This is a genomic window from Arenibaculum pallidiluteum (genome assembly GCF_017355985.1).
GTDB classification, from domain to species: Bacteria; Pseudomonadota; Alphaproteobacteria; order Azospirillales; family Azospirillaceae; genus Arenibaculum; species Arenibaculum pallidiluteum.
This window is the reverse complement of the sequence record NZ_JAFIQU010000009.1, coordinates 21,419-38,974: the sequence shown is the minus strand read 5'-3', so window position 1 is coordinate 38,974 and position 17,556 is coordinate 21,419. Positions and strand designations below refer to the sequence as shown.

The following is a 17,556-nucleotide window of genomic DNA, read 5'->3' as shown; positions in this document are numbered from 1 at the left end:
CCGGCTTCTCAGCGCCGGTTGACGAGGGCGACGCCCGCGGCGGCGATCCCCATTCCGAGCAGGGCGACAGGGCCCAGCGTCTCGTCGAAGAGCAGCCACGCCGTGAGCGCCGTGCAGGGCGGCACCAGGTAGAATAGGCTCGCCACCGATGCTGCGGCTCCGCGCCGGATCAGTGCGAAGAGCAGGAACACCGCCCCGACCGACAGCACGAAGCTCAACCAGGCGAGGGCAAACAGGAACTCCCCGGTCCAGCGCACCTCCATGGTCTCGGCCAGTGGCGCGGCAATGGCCAGCGCCGCCGCCGTCGCGGCGTACTGGATCGCCGTCCCGCTGCGCAGGTCCATGCCCGTGCAGAAGCGCTTCTGGTGGAGCGTTCCCAGCGTGATCCCCACCAGCGCTGCGGCGGCGAGGCAGAGCGCCGCGGCATCCTCGGCACGGAGCGCGATCTTCTGCTGCACCACCAGGAGCACGCCGGCAAGGCCGAGGACCAGACCGGCCCATTGCCGCCTGGTCACGCGCTCGCCCAGCAGCGGGCCGACCAGCGTTGCGGTCAACAGCGGCTGCAGGCCAACGATCAGTGCGGTCAGCCCGGCTGGAAGCCCATGGGCGATGGCGGTGAACACGCCACCGAGATAGACCCCGTGGACCAGCAGCCCGACCAGGACGATATGGCCCCAGTCGGCAGCGCGCCTGGGCCAGGGCGCCCGCATCGCCAGCGCGACCGCCCCGAGGACCACCGCCACCAGACCCAGGCGGATCAGAAGGAAGGTCAGCGGCTCGGCATAGGGAAGGCCGTACTTGGCGCCGATGAACCCGGTGCTCCACAGCACCACGAAGAAGGCCGGCATTCCGGCGGCCTGCGCCAGACCATGCCGGCGTCCGGCGGCGGCGGGAGGCATGGTGGCAAAGGATGCGCCTGGGGCGCGGTGCGGGCTCGACATCATCGGGCGGATGCTCGGGGGCACGCCCGGCAGGATCAAGGACGGAAATCTCAACCCAGCCTTAACCGCAGGGATGGCATCAGGGATCATGCGCCGCGCTCCGATCCCGCCCATCCCGGCGGCCCTGGCCGCCGTCCTGGCTGCCGCCTCCGCCCTGCCGCCGCCGGCTGTCGCGGCCGAGGCGCGAAAGGCGGGCTCCACTCAGACCATGAACGGCACGGCCAGCGCGCTGGAAGGCGACGTGCTGTCCCTGAACGGCACCAGGATCAGACTCAGCGGCATCGACGCGCCCGACCTCGGGCAGACATGCAATATTGGGGGTGGACGCGAGTACGATTGCGGCGAAGTCGCCCGGCGCACCCTTGCCGCGATCCTGGATGGGCGTCAGATCGAATGCATCCTGTCCGGTCCCGCCGCGTCCGACGGGATGCGTTCGGGGTCCTGCCGCTCGGAGGGCAAGAGCATAGCGGGCGCTATGGTGGTGCGCGGGTGGGCCTTCGCAGCCATCAAGCTCTCGCACGAATTCGTGGCGCTGCAGGCCACGGCCCAGAGCCGCAAGGCCGGCATGTGGGCCGGGCGTGTCGATGCGCCCTGGGTCTGGCGCAGCTTGAAGCTCCAGAAGGATCAGTGAGCGGCGCGGCTCGGAGCGGATCGCGACCTGGTATGGACGCCAGATCGCCTGAAATGCGATGAGCCAGGGGCGCTCCGAGGTTCAAGGTGAACCTCAATTCGCTCTAGGCCGCCGCCGCCGCCAGCGCCCCCGCGATGGCCCGGCCAATCGCGTGTTCAGAAAAGGGCTTCGCGACCACGGGTCCGAGATCGGCCACCCCTCGGCGGTCCAGGTCCGACGAGAACGCGCTGACGAAGATGATCTTGGTCCCGAAACGCTCCCGGATCTGCCGGGCGGCGGCGACGCCGTCGCTGAGACCGAGGCGGATGTCCATGAGGACGAGATCGGGGCGGTGCTGCTCGGTGCGGAGCACCGCGTCGGCCGCGGTCGTGGCGTAGCCGACCAGGTCGTGTCCGAGCGCCAGGATAATGTCGCCGAGATCCAGGGCTACGATGCTCTCGTCCTCGACGATCAGGATGCGGGCTGTGCGCTTGCTGGGCATGGGCTTTCGAGACGGTATCGACCTGGAATGAACGGCCTCGCCCGCCCTTTGTTCACAAAGGGGTGCCCTTACCCGAAAGAGCGGCCCCCGCGCCGGCCGCTCCTTCGGGCCCGAGGGCCGCGCCGTTAGGCCGCCCGGCGGCCGACCACCATGCGGTAGATGACCAGCAGGATGATGGCGCCCACCACCGCGCCGATGAATCCCGCGCCGTCGCCTGCCCGGTACCAGCCGATGGCCTGGCCCAGATAGGTCGCCACGAAGGCACCGGCGACGCCGAGAAGCATCGTGACGATGATCCCACCGGGATCCCGGCCAGGCATGATGAGCTTAGCCAGGGCGCCGGCGATCAGTCCGATGATGAGGGTCCCGATGATACCCATGTCCAGGCTCCTTGTTTGTCCTTCGATCCCTACAACCTGCAAACACGGCTTTTGGTTCAACCATCCTCAGGGGGCAGGGTGGGGAACACGCGGCTGGGCCGGGTGTTGACGGCGGAACGTCGCTGGAGGGGAAGGCGATGCCCATCATCGGTATCTCGGGATCCTACGGCGGGCTCAATCTCGGCGACGAGGCCATCCTCGCCTCGGCCTGCGAGCAGCTCCGCGCGGCCGTGCCGGGAGTCGAGATCGTCGCGTTCTCGCGCGATGCCGAACACACGCGCCGCCATCAGGACGTCGACCGCGCGATCAGCGCGCGGGCGGCGATGCGCGCGCAAATCCTCCCGGAGGTCGAGCGGCTGGACCTGCTGCTTCTGGGCGGCGGCGGCATCCTCTACGACAGCGAGGCCCAGACCTATCTTCGCGAGGTCGCCATCGCCCAGGAGCTGGGCGTGCCGACCTGCACATTCGCGATCGGCGTCGGCCCATTGCGGGAGCGCGAGGAACGGCGCGCCGTTCGCGACGGGCTGAACCGCATGAACGCCATCACCGTGCGCGAGGTCACGGCGAAGCGCCTGTGCGAGGAGATCGGCGTCACCGTCCCCGTGCGCGTCACCGCCGATCCGGCCCTGCTGCTGCGCCCCTCGGAATTCGACGACGAGATGCTGCGCGCGGAGGGGATCCCGCTTGACCGGCCGCTGATCGGCTTCTCGGTGCGCGAGCAGGGGCCCGCCGCCCCGGACCTCGACCGTCACGCCTATCACGACCTGATCGCGCAGGCCGCGGATTACGTGATCCACCGCTTCGAGGCGGATGCCGTGTTCGTGCCGATGGAGCAGGCGGACCGGCGCGAGATCCACAAGGTCATCGCGCGCATGGCGGCGCCCCAGCGCAGCCATGTCCTGAAGCGGCCCTACGGCCCCCGCGAGATCATCGGCATGGTCGGCCGGCTCCAGATGGCGGTGGGCATGCGCCTGCATTTCCTCGTCTTCGCCGCGCTGATGGGCGTGCCCCTCATGCCGCTGCCCTACGCCTCCAAGGTGACGGATTTCCTGGCCAGCCTGGGCCTGTCCCGCACGCCGCTCGAGCACGAGCATGCGGGCGCGTTCCTGGCCGACCTCGACCGGCTCTGGGACCATCGCGGCGAGCAGATCGCAACGGTCGCCGACCGCCTGCCCGAGCTTCAGGCGGTCGCCGCGCAGACCGTCCCCCTGGGCCTTTCGGTGATCGGACTCGGACCGGGCCGGGACGGCACACCCCCCAGCCGCAGCGGAGAGGATCTTGCCGGTATTGCCTACGCCTTCTGAACGGGACTCCGAGGCCGTGGACCTGCCGGGCCGGCGCGCGCCAATCGTCGCCCGTTGCGACGTCGTCATAGCCGGCGGCGGCCCTTCGGGAATGGGGGCGGCCCTCGGGGCCGCCTGGGCCGGGGCTTCTGTCGTCCTGGTGGAGCGCTTCGGGTTCCTGGGCGGCAATCCGACAGCCGCGCTCGTGAACCCGCTGATGTCCTGGCATACGCAGGGTGCCGTCCAGCAGGACGTCGACGACACGCGCCTGCTGCCACAGGACCACGGGCCCGGCGATCCCGTCGTGGCAGGTGCGCTGCAGGTCTTCCTGGATCGCCTGATCGCGGCCGAGGGCGCGGTGTCGCCGAGCCTCGAGACCGGTTACACGGTGCCGTTCGATCCCGAGACTTACAAGTCCGTGGCGCTGGAGCTCCTCGACGAGGCCGGCGTGCGCATGCTGTTCCATGCCTTCGCGTCCGGCATCCTGGCCGATGGAGGCCCGGCGATGCAGGGCCGGGCCGCGGCCGGCGCCCGCGGAGTTGTGCTCGAGACCAAGTCGGGCCCAATCGCCGTCGCCGCGCCGGTGGTCATCGACTGCACCGGCGATGCCGATCTGGCCGCGCAGGCCGGCGCCCGGTTCCAGGTCGGGCGGGAAGGCGATGGCCGGGTCCAGCCCATGACGCTGATGTTCCGGCTCGGCGGCGTCGACCAGGACCGCTTCAACGCGTATATCCGCGACAATCCCGGGCAGTGGCGCGGCGTCCACGGTCTCTGGGACCTGGTGGCGAAGGCGTCCGAGGCGGGGGACCTGGATCTCCCGCGCGAGGACATCCTGTTCTTCGCGACGCCCCATCGCGGGGAGCTGTCGGTGAACTGCACCCGCGTGACGGCGGCGCTCGGCACCGACGTGTTCGACCTCAGCCGGGCCGAGATCGAGGCGCGCCGCCAGATGCGCCAGATCGCCGCCTTCTTCCGCAAATACGTCCCGGGCTTCGCGTCGAGCTATGTGATCCAGAGCGGCACGACCGTCGGCGTGCGCGAGACGCGCAGGATCGAGGCAGACTACGTGCTGACAGCGCAGGACGTGCTGGAGGCGCGGAAGTTCCCGGACGCGATCGCCCGAGCAAGCTATCCCATCGACATCCACAACCCGACGGGAAAGGGCACGGTGCTGCGGAAGCTGCCGCCGGGCGAATGGTACGAGGTGCCGATGCGCAGCCTTCTGCCCCGCGGCGTCGAGAACCTGCTCGTCGCTGGCCGGGCCATCGGCGGGACGCACGAGGCCCATTCCTCCTACCGTGTGACCCCGACGGCCATGGCGACCGGCCAGGCAGCCGGGGTCTGCGCGGCGCTGGCAGTGCGCCAGCGCCGCGGGTTGCGGGACGTGCCGACGGCGGAGGTGCAGGCGGAGCTGCGGCGTCAGGGCGCCGCCGTCTGAGGGCGGCCCCGAACGCTCATCGGGGGCGGTTCAGCAGGGGGCGTTCAGCGCCGGCGGCTCAGCGGGCCGTCAGCAGCTTCGGTCCGCGGCCGGGCAGGGGGGCGGGGCTCGCTGTGCTGCCCACGATGTCCCCGGCGGCGACGACCCGCCGCGTGCTGCGCGACCAAAAGAGACCACCGGTGGTCGCGCGCAGCGGCGTGCGCGCCCGGTCGCCGTGCTCCGCGGCGGGATCGACGATCTCGGCGACGACGGTCCCGGGCTCCACGAGATCTCCGATCTCGGCCTTGTAGGCGACGACGCCGGAGAGCGGCGCGACGATGCGTTCCACGCCGGCGAGCGGCGTCGCCTCGCAGCGCGCGGGCGGCAGGGGGCCGGCCTGTCCCGAGATCACGCCGCGCCGGACCAGGAACCGGAACAGGTTGTCGGAGTCCTCGCGCGCGAGCTCGTCCGAGACATCGGAGCGTCCGCGCAGCTCGACGGTCGTCGCCAGGCAGGCAGCACCCAGCGCGTCGCGGCCGAGCCCGAGCCGGTCGCGCAGCTTCCACCAGACGGCCGAACAGGCCTCGTCGAAGGGGTCGCCACCGGAAACCTCCGCCAGGAAGACCGCCCGGGCGCCAAGCTGGGCCGCAAGGTCGGCCGCGCCGGGCCAAAGCTCCGTCCCGGTATAGAGGTGCATCAGCGATTCGGAGTCGCAATGGAGGTCGAGGACGACGTCCGCATCGATGGCGAGGCCAAGCAGGGCATGGCGGAGCGCGGCGACCGGTGTCTCGGGCTCGATCCCGGCCAGGGCGGCCTTCAGGGCTTCGCGGACCAGCGGGACGTTCGCCGCGGCCTCGGCGCCTAGCCGGCCTTGCAGGCGCTCGGCCGCAGCCTCGGTCAGGTCCGGAAAGTCGCGGTTGAAGTTGCCGGAACCGTCCAGCGCGAAGCGGCCGACCGCCTCGCCCAGCACGAACTGCTCTAGCCCGATGGGATTCGCGATCGGCACGACGACGATCTCGCCCTGGATCGCACCGGCTGCGTCCGCCGCGTCGAGGCGATCCAGAAGGTGCCGCGCCACGAGCATGCCCGGGACCTCGTTCGCGTGGAGGCCCGCCTGGATGTAGACCTTCGGCCGGGCGCCCGGGCTGCCGTAGCGGTGCACCGCAAGGGTGCGCCGCGTGCCGAGGCGGTTCCGGGACAGGGGCAGTTCGCTGACGCTCTTGGACATGTCGCGCTCGCCTGGGATCGGGCGCGCCACTCTGGCCCCGGCGAGCCGTCCGCGCAATCCCGACCCGACGCCCGGCGCCGGTCACGCCTGGTTACGCTGCCTGCCGAAGTTCTTGGCCATCAGGAAGGCGATCAGGAAGGACCGCACCGCACCGGACAGCGAGCCGCTGGGCGAGCGGACCTCGTCGATGCGCGTCACCAGCTCGCTGACCGAGATCCCCTCCTCCTCGGCGGCGAGTTCCAGGGCACGCCAAGTATCGTCGTCGAGTCGCATGCTCGTGCGGCGGTTCCCGACATACACGTTGCGAAGGACGGGGGGCTGGATCGCGAAGACGTCGTCCATGAACTTACTCCCAGACTTGCCGGCGCCCGGTTGGGACGGGGCTGGCACGTGGCAGATCAAGGGGTGAGGCGGCCGCGTTGGAGACGGCCAATGGCAGGCTGCGGCACGTGCCGGACCGGATGCATCCGGCCAGGCGTCGCGGGGGTACGGGACTCGGTCTGGCCTGCATGGAGGCTCTCCCCTGAAAAAGCCTTCGGTTGCATCCGACGGTCCGCCAGCCCTCGATGTCCAGCGCGCCTCACCTTGCGTTGGATCCGGCATGGTCCTGTGGGACCCGCCAAGGTCCGGACGGGCCCGGGGCATGCCTCATCGGCCCACGGCAAAGGCGCGGCGAAATCGGGGCGGCCTTCCTATCCTAATTGGGACATAAGGATGTAGCGACGTAAAAAAAGTTGCAGGAGCGCATGAGCCCCTGCATTTATTACTTGCGTATGAAATCTTTTAGTTCGAAAGGACGAGATTTGTCCGAGCGTGGCGGAAGCGGCATGCCGCCCACGCGCCTCAGGCCTCGTGAACCTCGTCCACCCGCTCGCCCCCCAGCGCCTTGATCAGCTCGAAGGCGCGCCGCCGGATGGTCGCGTCGGTGATGCGATAGTAGGCGCGCACCAGTTCCAGCGTCTCGCGCCGCGCCATGGCCTCGAACTCGTCCGGCTCCTCGGGGAGGCGGACCAGCGGGGCCCCTTCGGCCGCCGGCTCGCCCATTGCGCTCATCTCCTCGAAGAAATAGCCGATCGGCACGTCCAGCACCTGCGACAGGTGGTAGAGACGGCTGGCGCTGATGCGGTTCGCCCCGCGCTCGTACTTCTGCAACTGCTGGAATGTGATTCCGACTGCCTCGCCAAGCTTCTCCTGGCTGAGGCCAAGGAGCGTGCGGCGCATCCGGAGGCGGGAGCCAACGTGGATGTCAATCGGATGCGGCCCTTCCCCGCGGCGCGAGATGATGTTCGCGCTGACGGGCCGCATGTTCTTGCTCTTCATCTCAGACCCCAAATAGTCGTGCTCCGGTTGGCCCCGGGCTAGAACTTAGATTGCAAAAGAACTGAATGCCCTCCCATTGTCAACACTCGCGCCGCGGTCAAGATGCAGGATTCACGCAACCTTGATTGAAAGATTGATTCTTCCGGATGACAGCATCTCGGCAGGGAAGCTGCCGCATGAAAGCTACAGCGCGGAAAGAATCATCTTTCCGCATCGAGCAGCATCGAGATATGGAATTCCGTAACAGGAGGTTGCGCAGGGGCCGTAGCGGTCGCGCGCTGCGCTTCGGGGGCAGGGTGCCCCCGAGCTTGCTTCGGTTTGCCCCCGGGGCGGGAGCGGCGATCCGCCCTATCGCCGGGCGGTGCGGCCATCCAGCGTCAGGATCGGTCCGTACAGGTCCGGGCGACGGTCCCGGAACACGCCCCAGGACGACCGGATCTCCTGCAGGCGGTCCAGGTCGAAGCTCGCCGTGAGGACGGCTTCGCCCTCGCGTCCCGCCTCGGCCACCTTCTCGCCGTGGGGCCCCGCGATGAAGGAAGAGCCGTAGAAGGTGATCGCGCAGGCATCCCCCTGCTCGCGTCCGAAGCGATTGCTGGCGACCAGCGGCATCACGTTCGCGCCGGCATGGCCCTGCATCACGCGCTGCCAGTGATCGCGGCTATCGAGGGACGGGTCCTGGGGCTCGGAGCCGATCGCCGTCGGGTAGAGCAGGATCTCGGCGCCCTGCAGCGCAAGGACCCGCGCGGTCTCGGGGAACCACTGGTCCCAGCACACGGCGGCCCCGACCCGGCCAAACCGGGTCTCGTAGACCTGCAGCCCGGTGTCGCCGGGGCTGAAGTAGAACTTCTCCTGATAGCCGGGGCCGTCCGGGATGTGGGACTTCCGGTACACGCCCAGCATGCGGCCGTCCGCGTCGATCATGGCCAGCGAGTTGTAGTAGGCGGTATTCGCCTTTTCGAAGAAGCTGACAGGAAGGACGACGCCGAGTTCCGCCGCCAGCGCGCTCATCCGGCGCAGGACCGGATGGTCCTCGGCCGGCGCGGCCAGGCGGAAGTAATCGTGCTTCTGGTCCTTGCAGAAGTACGGCGTCTCGAACAACTCCTGGAGCAGGATGATGTTGGCGCCGCGCGCAGCGGCCTCGCGGACCATGCGCTCGGCGTTCGCGACGTTGGCGTCGCGGTCCCAGCTGCAGGCGAATTGGGTGGCGGCGAGAGTGACGGTCCGCATGGGGGCTCCCGGTCGGCGGGTGGTGGTTGGGCGCCCTTTAGATAGTCAAGACTGCGTCCCTGAAAAGGACCATTGCGATCGGCGGCCGGCGGTGTCCCGCGCGGGTCAGCGCGGGCGCAGCGGGATCACCTTGGCCTGGTGCGAGACCGTCTCGGCCACCGCCGAGATCGCCGCGGCGAGTTCCTCCTGGAGGTATGGCTTGGTCAGCCGCGGCAGGGCCAGCTCGTCGGTCTCCGACTGCGGGAATTCGGCATAGCCCGTTGCGAGGATGATCGGCAGCGAGGGATGGCTCTCGCGCAGGCGGCGGGCCAGCTCCATGCCAGTCATGCCGGGCATCGCGTGGTCCGTGATGACCACGTCGATGCGCGGGCTGGTGCGCAGAAGCTCGATGGCGTCCGCGCCCGAGTTGGCCTCGATCACCATATGGCCGAGATCCTCCAGCATCGCGGCCGTGCCCGTGCTCACGAGCGCGTCGTCGTCGACCAGGAGGATCGTGCAGGGGGCCGTCTTCGACACCGCATCCTCGCCGGGCGCGCGGTCCTCGACCGCGCCCTCCCGCGAGGTCTCGGGCGTGGCGCGGGGCAGCCACAGGTCGACCATCGTTCCCTTGCCGGGCTGGCTGGAGATCCTCAGCATCCCGCCGGACTGGGCTGCCAGGCCGTGAACCATCGAAAGCCCCAGCCCCGTCCCCTTGCCGGGACCCTTCGTCGTGAAGAACGGCTCCGTGGCCTTCGCAAGCGTGGCCTCGTCCATGCCGATCCCGGAATCACCGACGCTGATGCGGACATAAGCCCCTGGCTTCAGCCCGGGAACCGATGCCGCGGTCTCGTTGCAGGCGGCGATGCCCAGCGTGCCGCCCAGCGGCATGGCGTCCCGCGCGTTCACGGCCAGGTTCAGCAACGCCAGCTCGAGCTGGTTGGCATCGACGCGGACCTGGGCGAGGTCGGCCGGCAGGCTCTTGCTGATCCGGACGCCCGGGCCGAGGGCGCGTTCCAGCAGATCCTCCATGCCGCTGACCAGGCGCGGCACGTCGACGGATTCCGGCTTCAGCTCCTGGCGCCGCGCGAAGGCCAGCAGGCGCTGGGTCAGCGCCGCGCCACGTTGTGCGCCCTGCAGGGCGTTGTCGATGAGGCGCATCGTTCGCGGGTCATCCGGCAGCCGCTTCTTGACCAGCGCCAGGCTCCCCATGATGGCCATCAGCAGGTTGTTGAAATCGTGCGCGACGCCGCCGGTCAACTGACCGATGGTGTCCATCTTCTGAGCTTCCAGAAGCTGGGCCAGCGCGGTCTCGCGCTCGCGGGTGCGCTCCTCGATGCGGCGCTCGAGCTCGCCGTTCAGGTCGCGCAGGGCATGCTCGGCCTTCTTGCGCTCCGTGATGTCGTAGGTCACCCCGCTCAGGCGCACGGCGCGGCCCGAGGCGTCCAGGGTGGGGGCGGCGCTGGCGATGCACCAGCGCTGCTCGCCGTTCGGCAGGATGATCCGGAACTCCACGTCCGAGGCGCGGCCCGAGGCCAGGATCCGCCTCGCCCTGGTGCTCAGGCGCCCGCGGTCCTCGGCATGGACCGCGCGGAGCGCCGCCTCGGCGGAGGGCATGAAGGTCGCTGGATCGACACCAAAGATGCGGAACTGGCCCTCGTCCCAGTGGCACTCGCCGGTGGCGACGTCCCAGTCCCACGAGCCCATGCGCCCCGCAGCCAGGGCCAGCGTCCGGCGCTGCTCGCTCTGCTGGAGCCTTTCCGTCGATGCCTGCAACTCGGCCGTTCGCTCGGCAACGCGCTGCTCGAGCTCCGCGTTCAGCCGCTCCAGCTCGCGGGTCTTGCGGTAGAGCTCGGCGAAGACCTTGACCTTGGCCCGCAGGACCTCGGGCACGACGGGCACCGGGACGTAGTCCACGGCGCCCGCCTCGTAGCCGCGCAGCCGATCCGGATCGGTGATCTGAATGGCCGAGACGAAGATGATCGAGGTCTTCTGGAAGCGCGGATGCTCGCGGATCATCGCCGCAAGCTCGAACCCGTCCAGTTCGGGCATGCAGACGTCGATCAGGATCACCGCGATCTCGGTCTTCAGCAGATGCTCCAGCGCCTCGCGCGCAGAGCCGGCCTTGATCAGGTTCTCCCCAAGCTCGCCGAGGATCACCTCGTAGCTCAGCAGCTTCGCCGGCTGGTCGTCGACGAGAAGGATGTTGACCCGGTCGGGTCGCATCGCGCTCATGCGAACCTCTCCCACCTCAGCGGTGCAGCCACATCCGCAGGGCGGACAGAAGCTGCTCGGTATTGACGGGCTTGGCCAGGTAGTCGGAGGCGCCGGCTTCCAGGCACTTCTCGCGGTCGCCCTTCATGGCCTTGGCCGTCAGGGCGATGATCGGGAGCCGCCGGAAGGCCGGGTTGGCACGGATCACCTGCATGGTCTCATAGCCGTCCATGCCGGGCATCATGATGTCCATCAGGACGATCGCAACATCGTCGCGCGCCTCGATGCTTGCTATGGCCTCGTTGCCGGTCGTCGCCGTCAGCACGTGCATGCCGCGGCGTTCCAGGACGCTCGACAGCGCGAAGATGTTGCGCGCGTCGTCGTCGACAAGCAGCACCGTCCGGCCGACGAGATCGTCGTCCGAGCTGTGCAGGCGCTCCAGCATCCGCTGCTTCTCCTCCGGGAGGTCCGAGACGACGCGGTGCAGGAACAGCGCCGTCTCGTCCAGCAGGCGCTCCGGCGATTCCACGCCCTTCACGACGACGCTGCGCGCCATGGTGTGCAGGCGCGCGTCCTCCTCGGGCGACAGTTCGCGCCCGGTGAAGACGACCACCGGCACGTCGCGGACCTTCTCGTCGTCGCGAAGCTGCTGCAGGACATCGAAGCCCGACATGTCCGGGAGCTTCAGGTCCAGGACGACGCAGTCGACGGGCTCGGTGCGCAGGGCCTCGAGCGCCTCGCTGCCGGTGCCCACGGTAACGATGTCGATGTCGTCATGGCCCAGCAGGGCCGTGACGCTCATCTGCTCGGCGGCGTTGTCCTCCACGACCAGCAGGCGCTTGCGACGCGGCTGGGCGTATTCCTTGATGCGGAGCAGCGCCGCCTCGAGCCCTTCCGTAGTCGTCGGCTTGTTGATGAACGAGAAGGCGCCGCGGGCCAGCCCGTGCTGCCGGTCCTCGTCCAGGGTCACGATCTGGACCGGGATGTGGCGGGTGGCCGGGTCCTGCTTGAGCTGGCTGAGCACGGTCCAGCCCAGCATGTCCGGCAGGAAGACGTCGAGCGAGACCGCAGTCGGCCGGTACTCCCGGGCGAGGGCCAGCGCATCCGCGCCGCGCATCGCCACCAGGACCTTGAAGCCCTTGTCGTGAGCCAGGTCGACCATGACGCGGGCGTAGTGGGGATCGTCCTCGACGATCAGCAGCACGGAGTCCCCGGGCTCCAGCGCGTTGCGGTCGTCCGAGACGTGATCGAGCGGAAGCTCGGCCAGCCGCGACGCCGACATGACGGCCGGGACGCCCGTGGCCCGCACCGGCAGCTGGTCGAGCGCCGGCCGGGTCGGGATGGAGGCGCCAACATAGGTCAGCGGCAGGTAAAGCGTGAAGGTGCTGCCGACGCCCGGCTGGCTGCGCAGATGGATCTCGCCGCCCAGGAGGTTCGCAAGCTCGCGGCTGATGGCGAGGCCCAGGCCCGTGCCGCCGTACTTGCGGCTCGTGCTCGCGTCGGCCTGCTGGAATGCCTCGAAGATGATGCGCTGCTTCTCGGGCGGAATGCCGATGCCGGTATCGGAGACCTCGAAGGCCACGACCGACGGCGCGTTCTTCAGGCCCGGATGGTCGGGGCTCCAGCCGGTGGTCGCTGGGAAGACGCTGAGCTTGACGCCGCCCTTCTCCGTGAACTTGAAGGCATTGGACAGCAGGTTCTTGAGCACCTGCTGCAGCCGCTTCGAGTCCGTGATGATGCTGCGCTCCAGGGTTGGCGCCGTAGCGACCTCGAAGGACAGGCGGCGGTTCTCGGCCTCGTGGCGGAACGGCCGGGCCATCACCTCCAGAAGGTTCGAGAAGACGATCTCCTCGGCATCGACCGAGACCGTGCCGGATTCGATCTTCGACAGGTCCAGGATGTCGCTGATGAGGTTCAGCAGGTCGGTTCCCGCGCCGTGGATGGTGCGGGCGAACTCCACCTGCTTCTCCGACAGGTTTCCTTCCGGGTTCTCGCTGAGCTGCTGGCCAAGGATCAGGATGCTGTTCAGCGGCGTGCGCAGTTCGTGGCTCATGTTGGCCAGGAACTCGGACTTGTACTTGGAGGTCAGCGCCAGCTCGGTCGCCTTCTCCTCGAGGGCGCGGCGGGCCTGTTCGATCTCCTGGTTCTTCGCCTCCACCTCGACGTTGCGCTCGGCGAGCTGCTGGGCCTTCTGCTCGAGCTGCTCGTTGGTCTGCTGCAGCTCACGTTGCTGCGACTGCAGCTCGGTGGCGAGCTGCTGGGACTGCTTCAGCAGGCCCTCGGTCTGCATCGTCGCCTCGATCGAGTTCAGCACGATGCCGATGCCCGTCGTGAGCTGCTCGAGGAAGGTCATCTGCAGTTCGGTGAAGGAGCCGAGCGATGCCAGCTCGATCACCGCCTTGACCTGCCCCTCGAAGAGGACCGGCAGCACGATGGCGCTGCGCGGCACCGCCTTGAAGACGCCCGATCCGATGGGCGTGGCGTGGTCCGGCATCTCGGTGATCAGCATGCGGCGGGCGTCGCGCGCGCACTGGCCGACGAGGCCCTCGCCGAGCTGAAGGCGCTCGGGGCGGGAGCCCACGGGCGAATCCGCGTAGGCCGACAGCAGCTTGAGGAAGGGCGAGGATGCCTCGACCGTCTCCACTTGGTAGATCACGCCATGCTGCGCATCGACCAGCGGCGTCAGCTCGGACAGCAGCATGCGGCCGACCGTCGCCAGGTCGCGCTGGCCCTGCAGCATGTTCGTGAAGCGCGCCAGGTTGGTCTTCAGCCAGTCCTGCTCGGTGTTCCGCTCCGTCGTCAGGCGGAGGTTGCCGATCATGGTGTTGATGTTGTCCTTGAGCTCGGCCACCTCGCCGCGCGCCTCGACCTGGATCGACCGCGTCAGGTCGCCCTTGGTCACCGCGGTCGCCACCTCGGCGATGGCGCGCACCTGCGTGGTCAGGTTCGCCGCCAGCAGGTTCACGTTGCCCGTCAGGTCCTTCCAGGTGCCGGCGGCACCCGGCACGTGCGCCTGACCGCCCAGCCGGCCTTCCACGCCGACCTCGCGCGCGACGGTCGTCACCTGGTCGGCGAAGGTCGCCAGCGTGTTCGTCATGTTGTTGATGGTCTCGGCCAGCGCCGCGACCTCGCCCTTGGAGGCGACGGTCAGGTTCTGCTTCAGGTCGCCGTTGGCGACCGCCGTCACCACCTTCACGATGCCGCGGACCTGCTCTGTCAGGTTGGCGGCCATGACGTTCACGGTGTCGGTCAGGTCCTTCCAGGTTCCGGCGACGCCGGGCACCTGCGCCTGCCCGCCGAGCTTGCCTTCGGTGCCGACCTCGCGCGCCACGCGCGTCACCTCGCCCGCGAAGGCGTTCAGCTGGTCCACCATCGTGTTGATGGTGTTCTTCAGCTCCAGGATCTCGCCCTTCACGTCCACGGTGATCTTGCGCGAGAGGTCGCCGCGCGCCACCGCCGTCGTCACCTCGGCGATGTTGCGGACCTGGGTGGTCAGGTTCGCGGCCAGCAGGTTCACGTTGTCCGTCAGGTCCTTCCAGGTGCCGGCGACGCCGGGCACGACCGCCTGGCCGCCGAGCTTGCCTTCCGTGCCGACCTCGCGCGCCACGCGCGTCACCTCGCCCGCGAAGGAGCGAAGCTGGTCCACCATGGTGTTCAGCGTCTCCTTCAGCAGGAGGATCTCGCCGCGCACGTCCACCGTGATCTTGCGCGACAGGTCGCCGTTCGCGATGGCGGTCGCGACCTCGGCGATGTTTCGGACCTGGCCGGTCAGGTTGCCGGCCATGGAGTTCACGTTGTCGGTCAGGTCCTTCCAGGTTCCGGCGACGCCGGGCACCTGCGCCTGACCGCCGAGCTTGCCCTCGGTTCCGACCTCGCGCGCCACGCGCGTCACTTCGGATGCGAAGGCGTTCAGCTGGTCCACCATCGTGTTGATGGTGTTCTTCAGCTCCAGGATCTCGCCCTTCACGTCCACGGTGATCTTGCGCGAGAGGTCGCCGCGCGCCACCGCCGTCGTCACCTCGGCGATGTTTCGGACCTGGCCTGTCAGGTTGGACGCCATGGAGTTGACGTTCTCGGTCAGGTCCTTCCAGGTTCCGGCGACGCCGGGCACCTGCGCCTGACCGCCGAGCTTGCCCTCGGTGCCGACCTCGCGCGCCACGCGCGTCACTTCGGATGCGAAGCGGTTGAGCTGGTCCACCATGGTGTTCAGCGTTTCCTTCAGCTGAAGGATCTCGCCGCGCACGTCGACGGTAATCTTTTTGGACAGGTCGCCGTTGGCGATGGCGGTGGACACCTCGGCGATGTTGCGGACCTGGGCCGTCAGGTTACCCGCCATGGAGTTCACGGAGTCCGTCAGGTCCTTCCAGGTGCCGGCGACGCCGGGCACGACGGCCTGGCCGCCCAGGCGCCCTTCGGTGCCGACCTCGCGGGCGACGCGTGTCACCTCGCCCGCGAATGAACGCAGCTGGTCCACCATCGTGTTGATGGTCTCCTTGAGCTGCAGGATCTCGCCGCTGACGTTCACCGTGATCTTCTTGGAAAGGTCGCCCTGCGCCACGGCGGTCGCGACCTCGGCGATGTTGCGGACCTGGGCGGTCAGGTTCGACGCCATGGAGTTCACGGAATCCGTCAAGTCCTTCCAGGTGCCAGCAACGCCCTTGAGCTGCGCCTGACCGCCGAGCTTGCCCTCGGTGCCGACCTCGCGCGCCACGCGCGTCACTTCGGATGCGAAGGCGTTGAGCTGGTCGACCGTGGTGTTGATGGTCTCCTTCAGCTGAAGGATCTCGCCGCGCACGTCGACGGTAATCTTTTTGGACAGGTCGCCATTGGCGATGGCGGTGGACACCTCGGCGATGTTGCGGACCTGGGCCGTCAGGTTACCCGCCATGGAGTTCACGGAGTCCGTCAGGTCCTTCCAGGTTCCGGCAACGCCGAGCACGTTCGCCTGGCCGCCCAGGCGGCCTTCCGTTCCGACCTCACGTGCCACGCGCGTCACTTCGGATGCGAAGGCGTTGAGCTGGTCCACCATCGTGTTGATGGTTTCCTTCAGCTCCAGGATCTCGCCGCTGACATTCACCGTGATCTTGCGCGAAAGGTCGCCGTTGGCGATGGCCGTCGCGACCTCGGCGATGTTGCGGACCTGGGCCGTCAGGTTACCCGCCATGGAGTTCACGGAATCCGTCAGGTCCTTCCAGGTTCCGGCGACGCCGGGCACCTGCGCCTGACCGCCCAGGCGCCCTTCGGTGCCGACTTCGCGCGCGACGCGCGTCACCTCGCCCGCGAAGGCGTTCAGCTGGTCCACCATCGTGTTGATGGTGTTCTTCAGCTCCAGGATCTCGCCACTGACGTCCACGGTGATCTTGCGCGAGAGGTCGCCGCGCGCCACGGCCGTCGTCACCTGGGCGATGTTGCGGACCTGGGCCGTCAGGTTGCCGCACATCGCGTTCACGGAGTCCGTCAGGTCCTTCCAGGTGCCGGCGACGCCCGGCACCAGCGCCTGGCCGCCCAGGCGTCCCTCGGTTCCGACCTCGCGCGCCACGCGCGTCACCTCGGATGCGAAGGAGCGCAGCTGGTCCACCATCGTGTTGATGGCTTCCTTGAGCTGCAGGATCTCGCCGCGCACGTCGACGGTGATCTTCTTGGACAAGTCGCCGTTGGCCACCGCGATCGTCACGTCGGCAATGTTGCGGACCTGCGCCGTCAGGTTGGACGCCATGGAGTTCACGCTTTCCGTGAGGTCCTTCCAGACGCCCGTCACCTCGCGCACCTGCGCCTGGCCGCCCAGCTTGCCGTCGGTGCCGACCTCGCGCGCGACGCGCGTCACCTCCGAGGTGAAGATGCTGAGCTGCTTGATCATCGTGTTCACGATGGTCGCCGAGCGCAGGAACTCGCCCTTCAGCGGCCGGCCGTCGACGTCCAGCGGCATGGTCTGCAGCAGGTCGCCCTTGGCGACGGCGGTGATGGTGCGCGTGACGGCCGTGGTCGGCCAGAGCAGGTCCTCGATCAGCGTGTTGACCGAGGTCTCCATGTCGACCCAGGCGCCGGAGGACAGGCCGAAGCGCACGCGCGTCCTGGTCTTGCCCTCGCGGCCGACGACCTGGCCCACATGCTCGAGCTGCTGGGCCATGCGCTGGTTGGCGGCGACGATGTCGTTGAAGGTGTCCGCGACCTTGCCGAAAAGTCCGGTCTGGTTGCCCGGCAGCCGGACCGAGAAGTCGCCGGCGCGCATGGCTTGCAGCGCGATCAGCAGGTCGTTCAGGTCCATGCCGTCCTCGCGCATGTGCGGGCCGCCGTGCATGGGCATGCCGTCACCCTCCGCAGGAGCCGTCGCCACCAGCACCTCCGCTCCGCGCGAGGCAGCGCCGTTCGCATGTGCGACCTTCTCGGGATCGTTCTTCATGGTCTTGCTCCCAGGGGCATTCTGTTGGCGGGCACTTCGTTGCGCGGGATCACCGGTT

At 68.8% G+C, this 17,556-nt stretch carries 12 protein-coding genes; 3 read left to right on the top strand and 9 right to left on the bottom strand.

Features of this window, described 5'->3' with window-relative positions:
• Positions 1 to 8: 8 nt before the first annotated feature.
• Entirely contained in the window at positions 9 to 848 is an 840-nt protein-coding gene (locus JUB13_RS18205) for a DMT family transporter (RefSeq protein ID WP_207481491.1), read from the bottom strand.
• A gap of 181 nt (positions 849 to 1,029) precedes the next feature.
• Between JUB13_RS18205 and JUB13_RS18200 the strand changes: the two genes are divergently transcribed.
• Positions 1,030 to 1,572 carry a thermonuclease family protein gene (locus JUB13_RS18200; protein ID WP_207481489.1) on the top strand — a complete coding sequence of 181 codons (543 nt, stop codon included), beginning with the start codon at positions 1,030 to 1,032 and terminating at the stop codon, positions 1,570 to 1,572.
• A gap of 103 nt (positions 1,573 to 1,675) precedes the next feature.
• On the opposite strand, the gene JUB13_RS18195 is transcribed toward JUB13_RS18200, so the two are convergent.
• Both JUB13_RS18195 and JUB13_RS18190 read right to left on the bottom strand, forming a co-directional pair.
• Entirely contained in the window at positions 1,676 to 2,053 is a 378-nt protein-coding gene (locus JUB13_RS18195) for a response regulator (protein WP_207481487.1), read from the bottom strand.
• A gap of 125 nt (positions 2,054 to 2,178) precedes the next feature.
• Positions 2,179 to 2,433 carry a GlsB/YeaQ/YmgE family stress response membrane protein gene (locus JUB13_RS18190; RefSeq protein ID WP_207481485.1) on the bottom strand — a complete coding sequence of 85 codons (255 nt, stop codon included), beginning with the start codon at positions 2,431 to 2,433 and terminating at the stop codon, positions 2,179 to 2,181.
• A gap of 137 nt (positions 2,434 to 2,570) precedes the next feature.
• Here JUB13_RS18190 and JUB13_RS18185 point away from each other — a divergent pair, with 137 nt between their 5' ends.
• Together JUB13_RS18185 and JUB13_RS18180 are read left to right on the top strand one after the other, a co-directional pair.
• Complete coding sequence (locus tag JUB13_RS18185; RefSeq protein ID WP_207481483.1) at positions 2,571 to 3,737, top strand: polysaccharide pyruvyl transferase family protein; 1,167 nt, start codon at positions 2,571 to 2,573, stop codon at positions 3,735 to 3,737.
• Entirely contained in the window at positions 3,712 to 5,154 is a 1,443-nt protein-coding gene (locus tag JUB13_RS18180) for an FAD-dependent oxidoreductase (protein WP_236025050.1), read from the top strand. Before JUB13_RS18185 ends, JUB13_RS18180 begins: the two co-directional genes overlap by 26 nt.
• Positions 5,155 to 5,212: 58 nt before the next feature.
• Here the strand turns inward: JUB13_RS18180 and JUB13_RS18175 are convergent, their stop codons facing one another.
• From JUB13_RS18175 to JUB13_RS18150, 6 genes are all read right to left on the bottom strand, one after another.
• Positions 5,213 to 6,361 (bottom strand): succinylglutamate desuccinylase/aspartoacylase family protein, encoded by a 1,149-nt coding sequence (locus tag JUB13_RS18175; protein WP_207481481.1) that lies wholly within the window; start codon positions 6,359 to 6,361, stop codon positions 5,213 to 5,215.
• An 81-nt stretch (positions 6,362 to 6,442) separates the two neighbouring features.
• Positions 6,443 to 6,703, bottom strand: coding sequence for a ribbon-helix-helix domain-containing protein (locus JUB13_RS18170; RefSeq protein ID WP_207481480.1), 261 nt, complete (start codon positions 6,701 to 6,703; stop codon positions 6,443 to 6,445).
• A gap of 501 nt (positions 6,704 to 7,204) precedes the next feature.
• Positions 7,205 to 7,681, bottom strand: coding sequence for a helix-turn-helix domain-containing protein (locus tag JUB13_RS18165; RefSeq protein ID WP_236025049.1), 477 nt, complete (start codon positions 7,679 to 7,681; stop codon positions 7,205 to 7,207).
• A 348-nt stretch (positions 7,682 to 8,029) separates the two neighbouring features.
• On the bottom strand, positions 8,030 to 8,908 hold the full coding sequence (aguB, locus tag JUB13_RS18160) for an N-carbamoylputrescine amidase (RefSeq protein WP_207481478.1): 879 nt from the start codon (positions 8,906 to 8,908) through the stop codon (positions 8,030 to 8,032).
• 105 nt (positions 8,909 to 9,013) lie between these two features.
• On the bottom strand, positions 9,014 to 11,119 hold the full coding sequence (locus tag JUB13_RS18155) for a response regulator (protein ID WP_207481476.1): 2,106 nt from the start codon (positions 11,117 to 11,119) through the stop codon (positions 9,014 to 9,016).
• A 16-nt stretch (positions 11,120 to 11,135) separates the two neighbouring features.
• On the bottom strand, positions 11,136 to 17,498 hold the full coding sequence (locus JUB13_RS18150) for a HAMP domain-containing protein (protein WP_207481474.1): 6,363 nt from the start codon (positions 17,496 to 17,498) through the stop codon (positions 11,136 to 11,138).
• Positions 17,499 to 17,556: the final 58 nt, after the last annotated feature.

What these genes read in the sequence shown, in the direction of transcription:
- JUB13_RS18205 (WP_207481491.1), bottom strand. Translation starts at nt 848, where the DNA reads ATGCCGGCCTTCTTCGTGGTGCTGTGGAGCACCGGGTTCATCGGCGCC.
- JUB13_RS18200 (WP_207481489.1), top strand. Translation starts at nt 1,030, where the DNA reads ATGCGCCGCGCTCCGATCCCGCCCATCCCGGCGGCCCTGGCCGCCGTC.
- JUB13_RS18195 (WP_207481487.1), bottom strand. Translation starts at nt 2,053, where the DNA reads ATGCCCAGCAAGCGCACAGCCCGCATCCTGATCGTCGAGGACGAGAGC.
- JUB13_RS18190 (WP_207481485.1), bottom strand. Translation starts at nt 2,433, where the DNA reads ATGGGTATCATCGGGACCCTCATCATCGGACTGATCGCCGGCGCCCTG.
- JUB13_RS18185 (WP_207481483.1), top strand. Translation starts at nt 2,571, where the DNA reads ATGCCCATCATCGGTATCTCGGGATCCTACGGCGGGCTCAATCTCGGC.
- JUB13_RS18175 (WP_207481481.1), bottom strand. Translation starts at nt 6,361, where the DNA reads ATGTCCAAGAGCGTCAGCGAACTGCCCCTGTCCCGGAACCGCCTCGGC.
- JUB13_RS18170 (WP_207481480.1), bottom strand. Translation starts at nt 6,703, where the DNA reads ATGGACGACGTCTTCGCGATCCAGCCCCCCGTCCTTCGCAACGTGTAT.
- JUB13_RS18165 (WP_236025049.1), bottom strand. Translation starts at nt 7,681, where the DNA reads ATGAAGAGCAAGAACATGCGGCCCGTCAGCGCGAACATCATCTCGCGC.
- aguB (WP_207481478.1), bottom strand. Translation starts at nt 8,908, where the DNA reads ATGCGGACCGTCACTCTCGCCGCCACCCAATTCGCCTGCAGCTGGGAC.
- JUB13_RS18155 (WP_207481476.1), bottom strand. Translation starts at nt 11,119, where the DNA reads ATGAGCGCGATGCGACCCGACCGGGTCAACATCCTTCTCGTCGACGAC.
- JUB13_RS18150 (WP_207481474.1), bottom strand. Translation starts at nt 17,498, where the DNA reads ATGAAGAACGATCCCGAGAAGGTCGCACATGCGAACGGCGCTGCCTCG.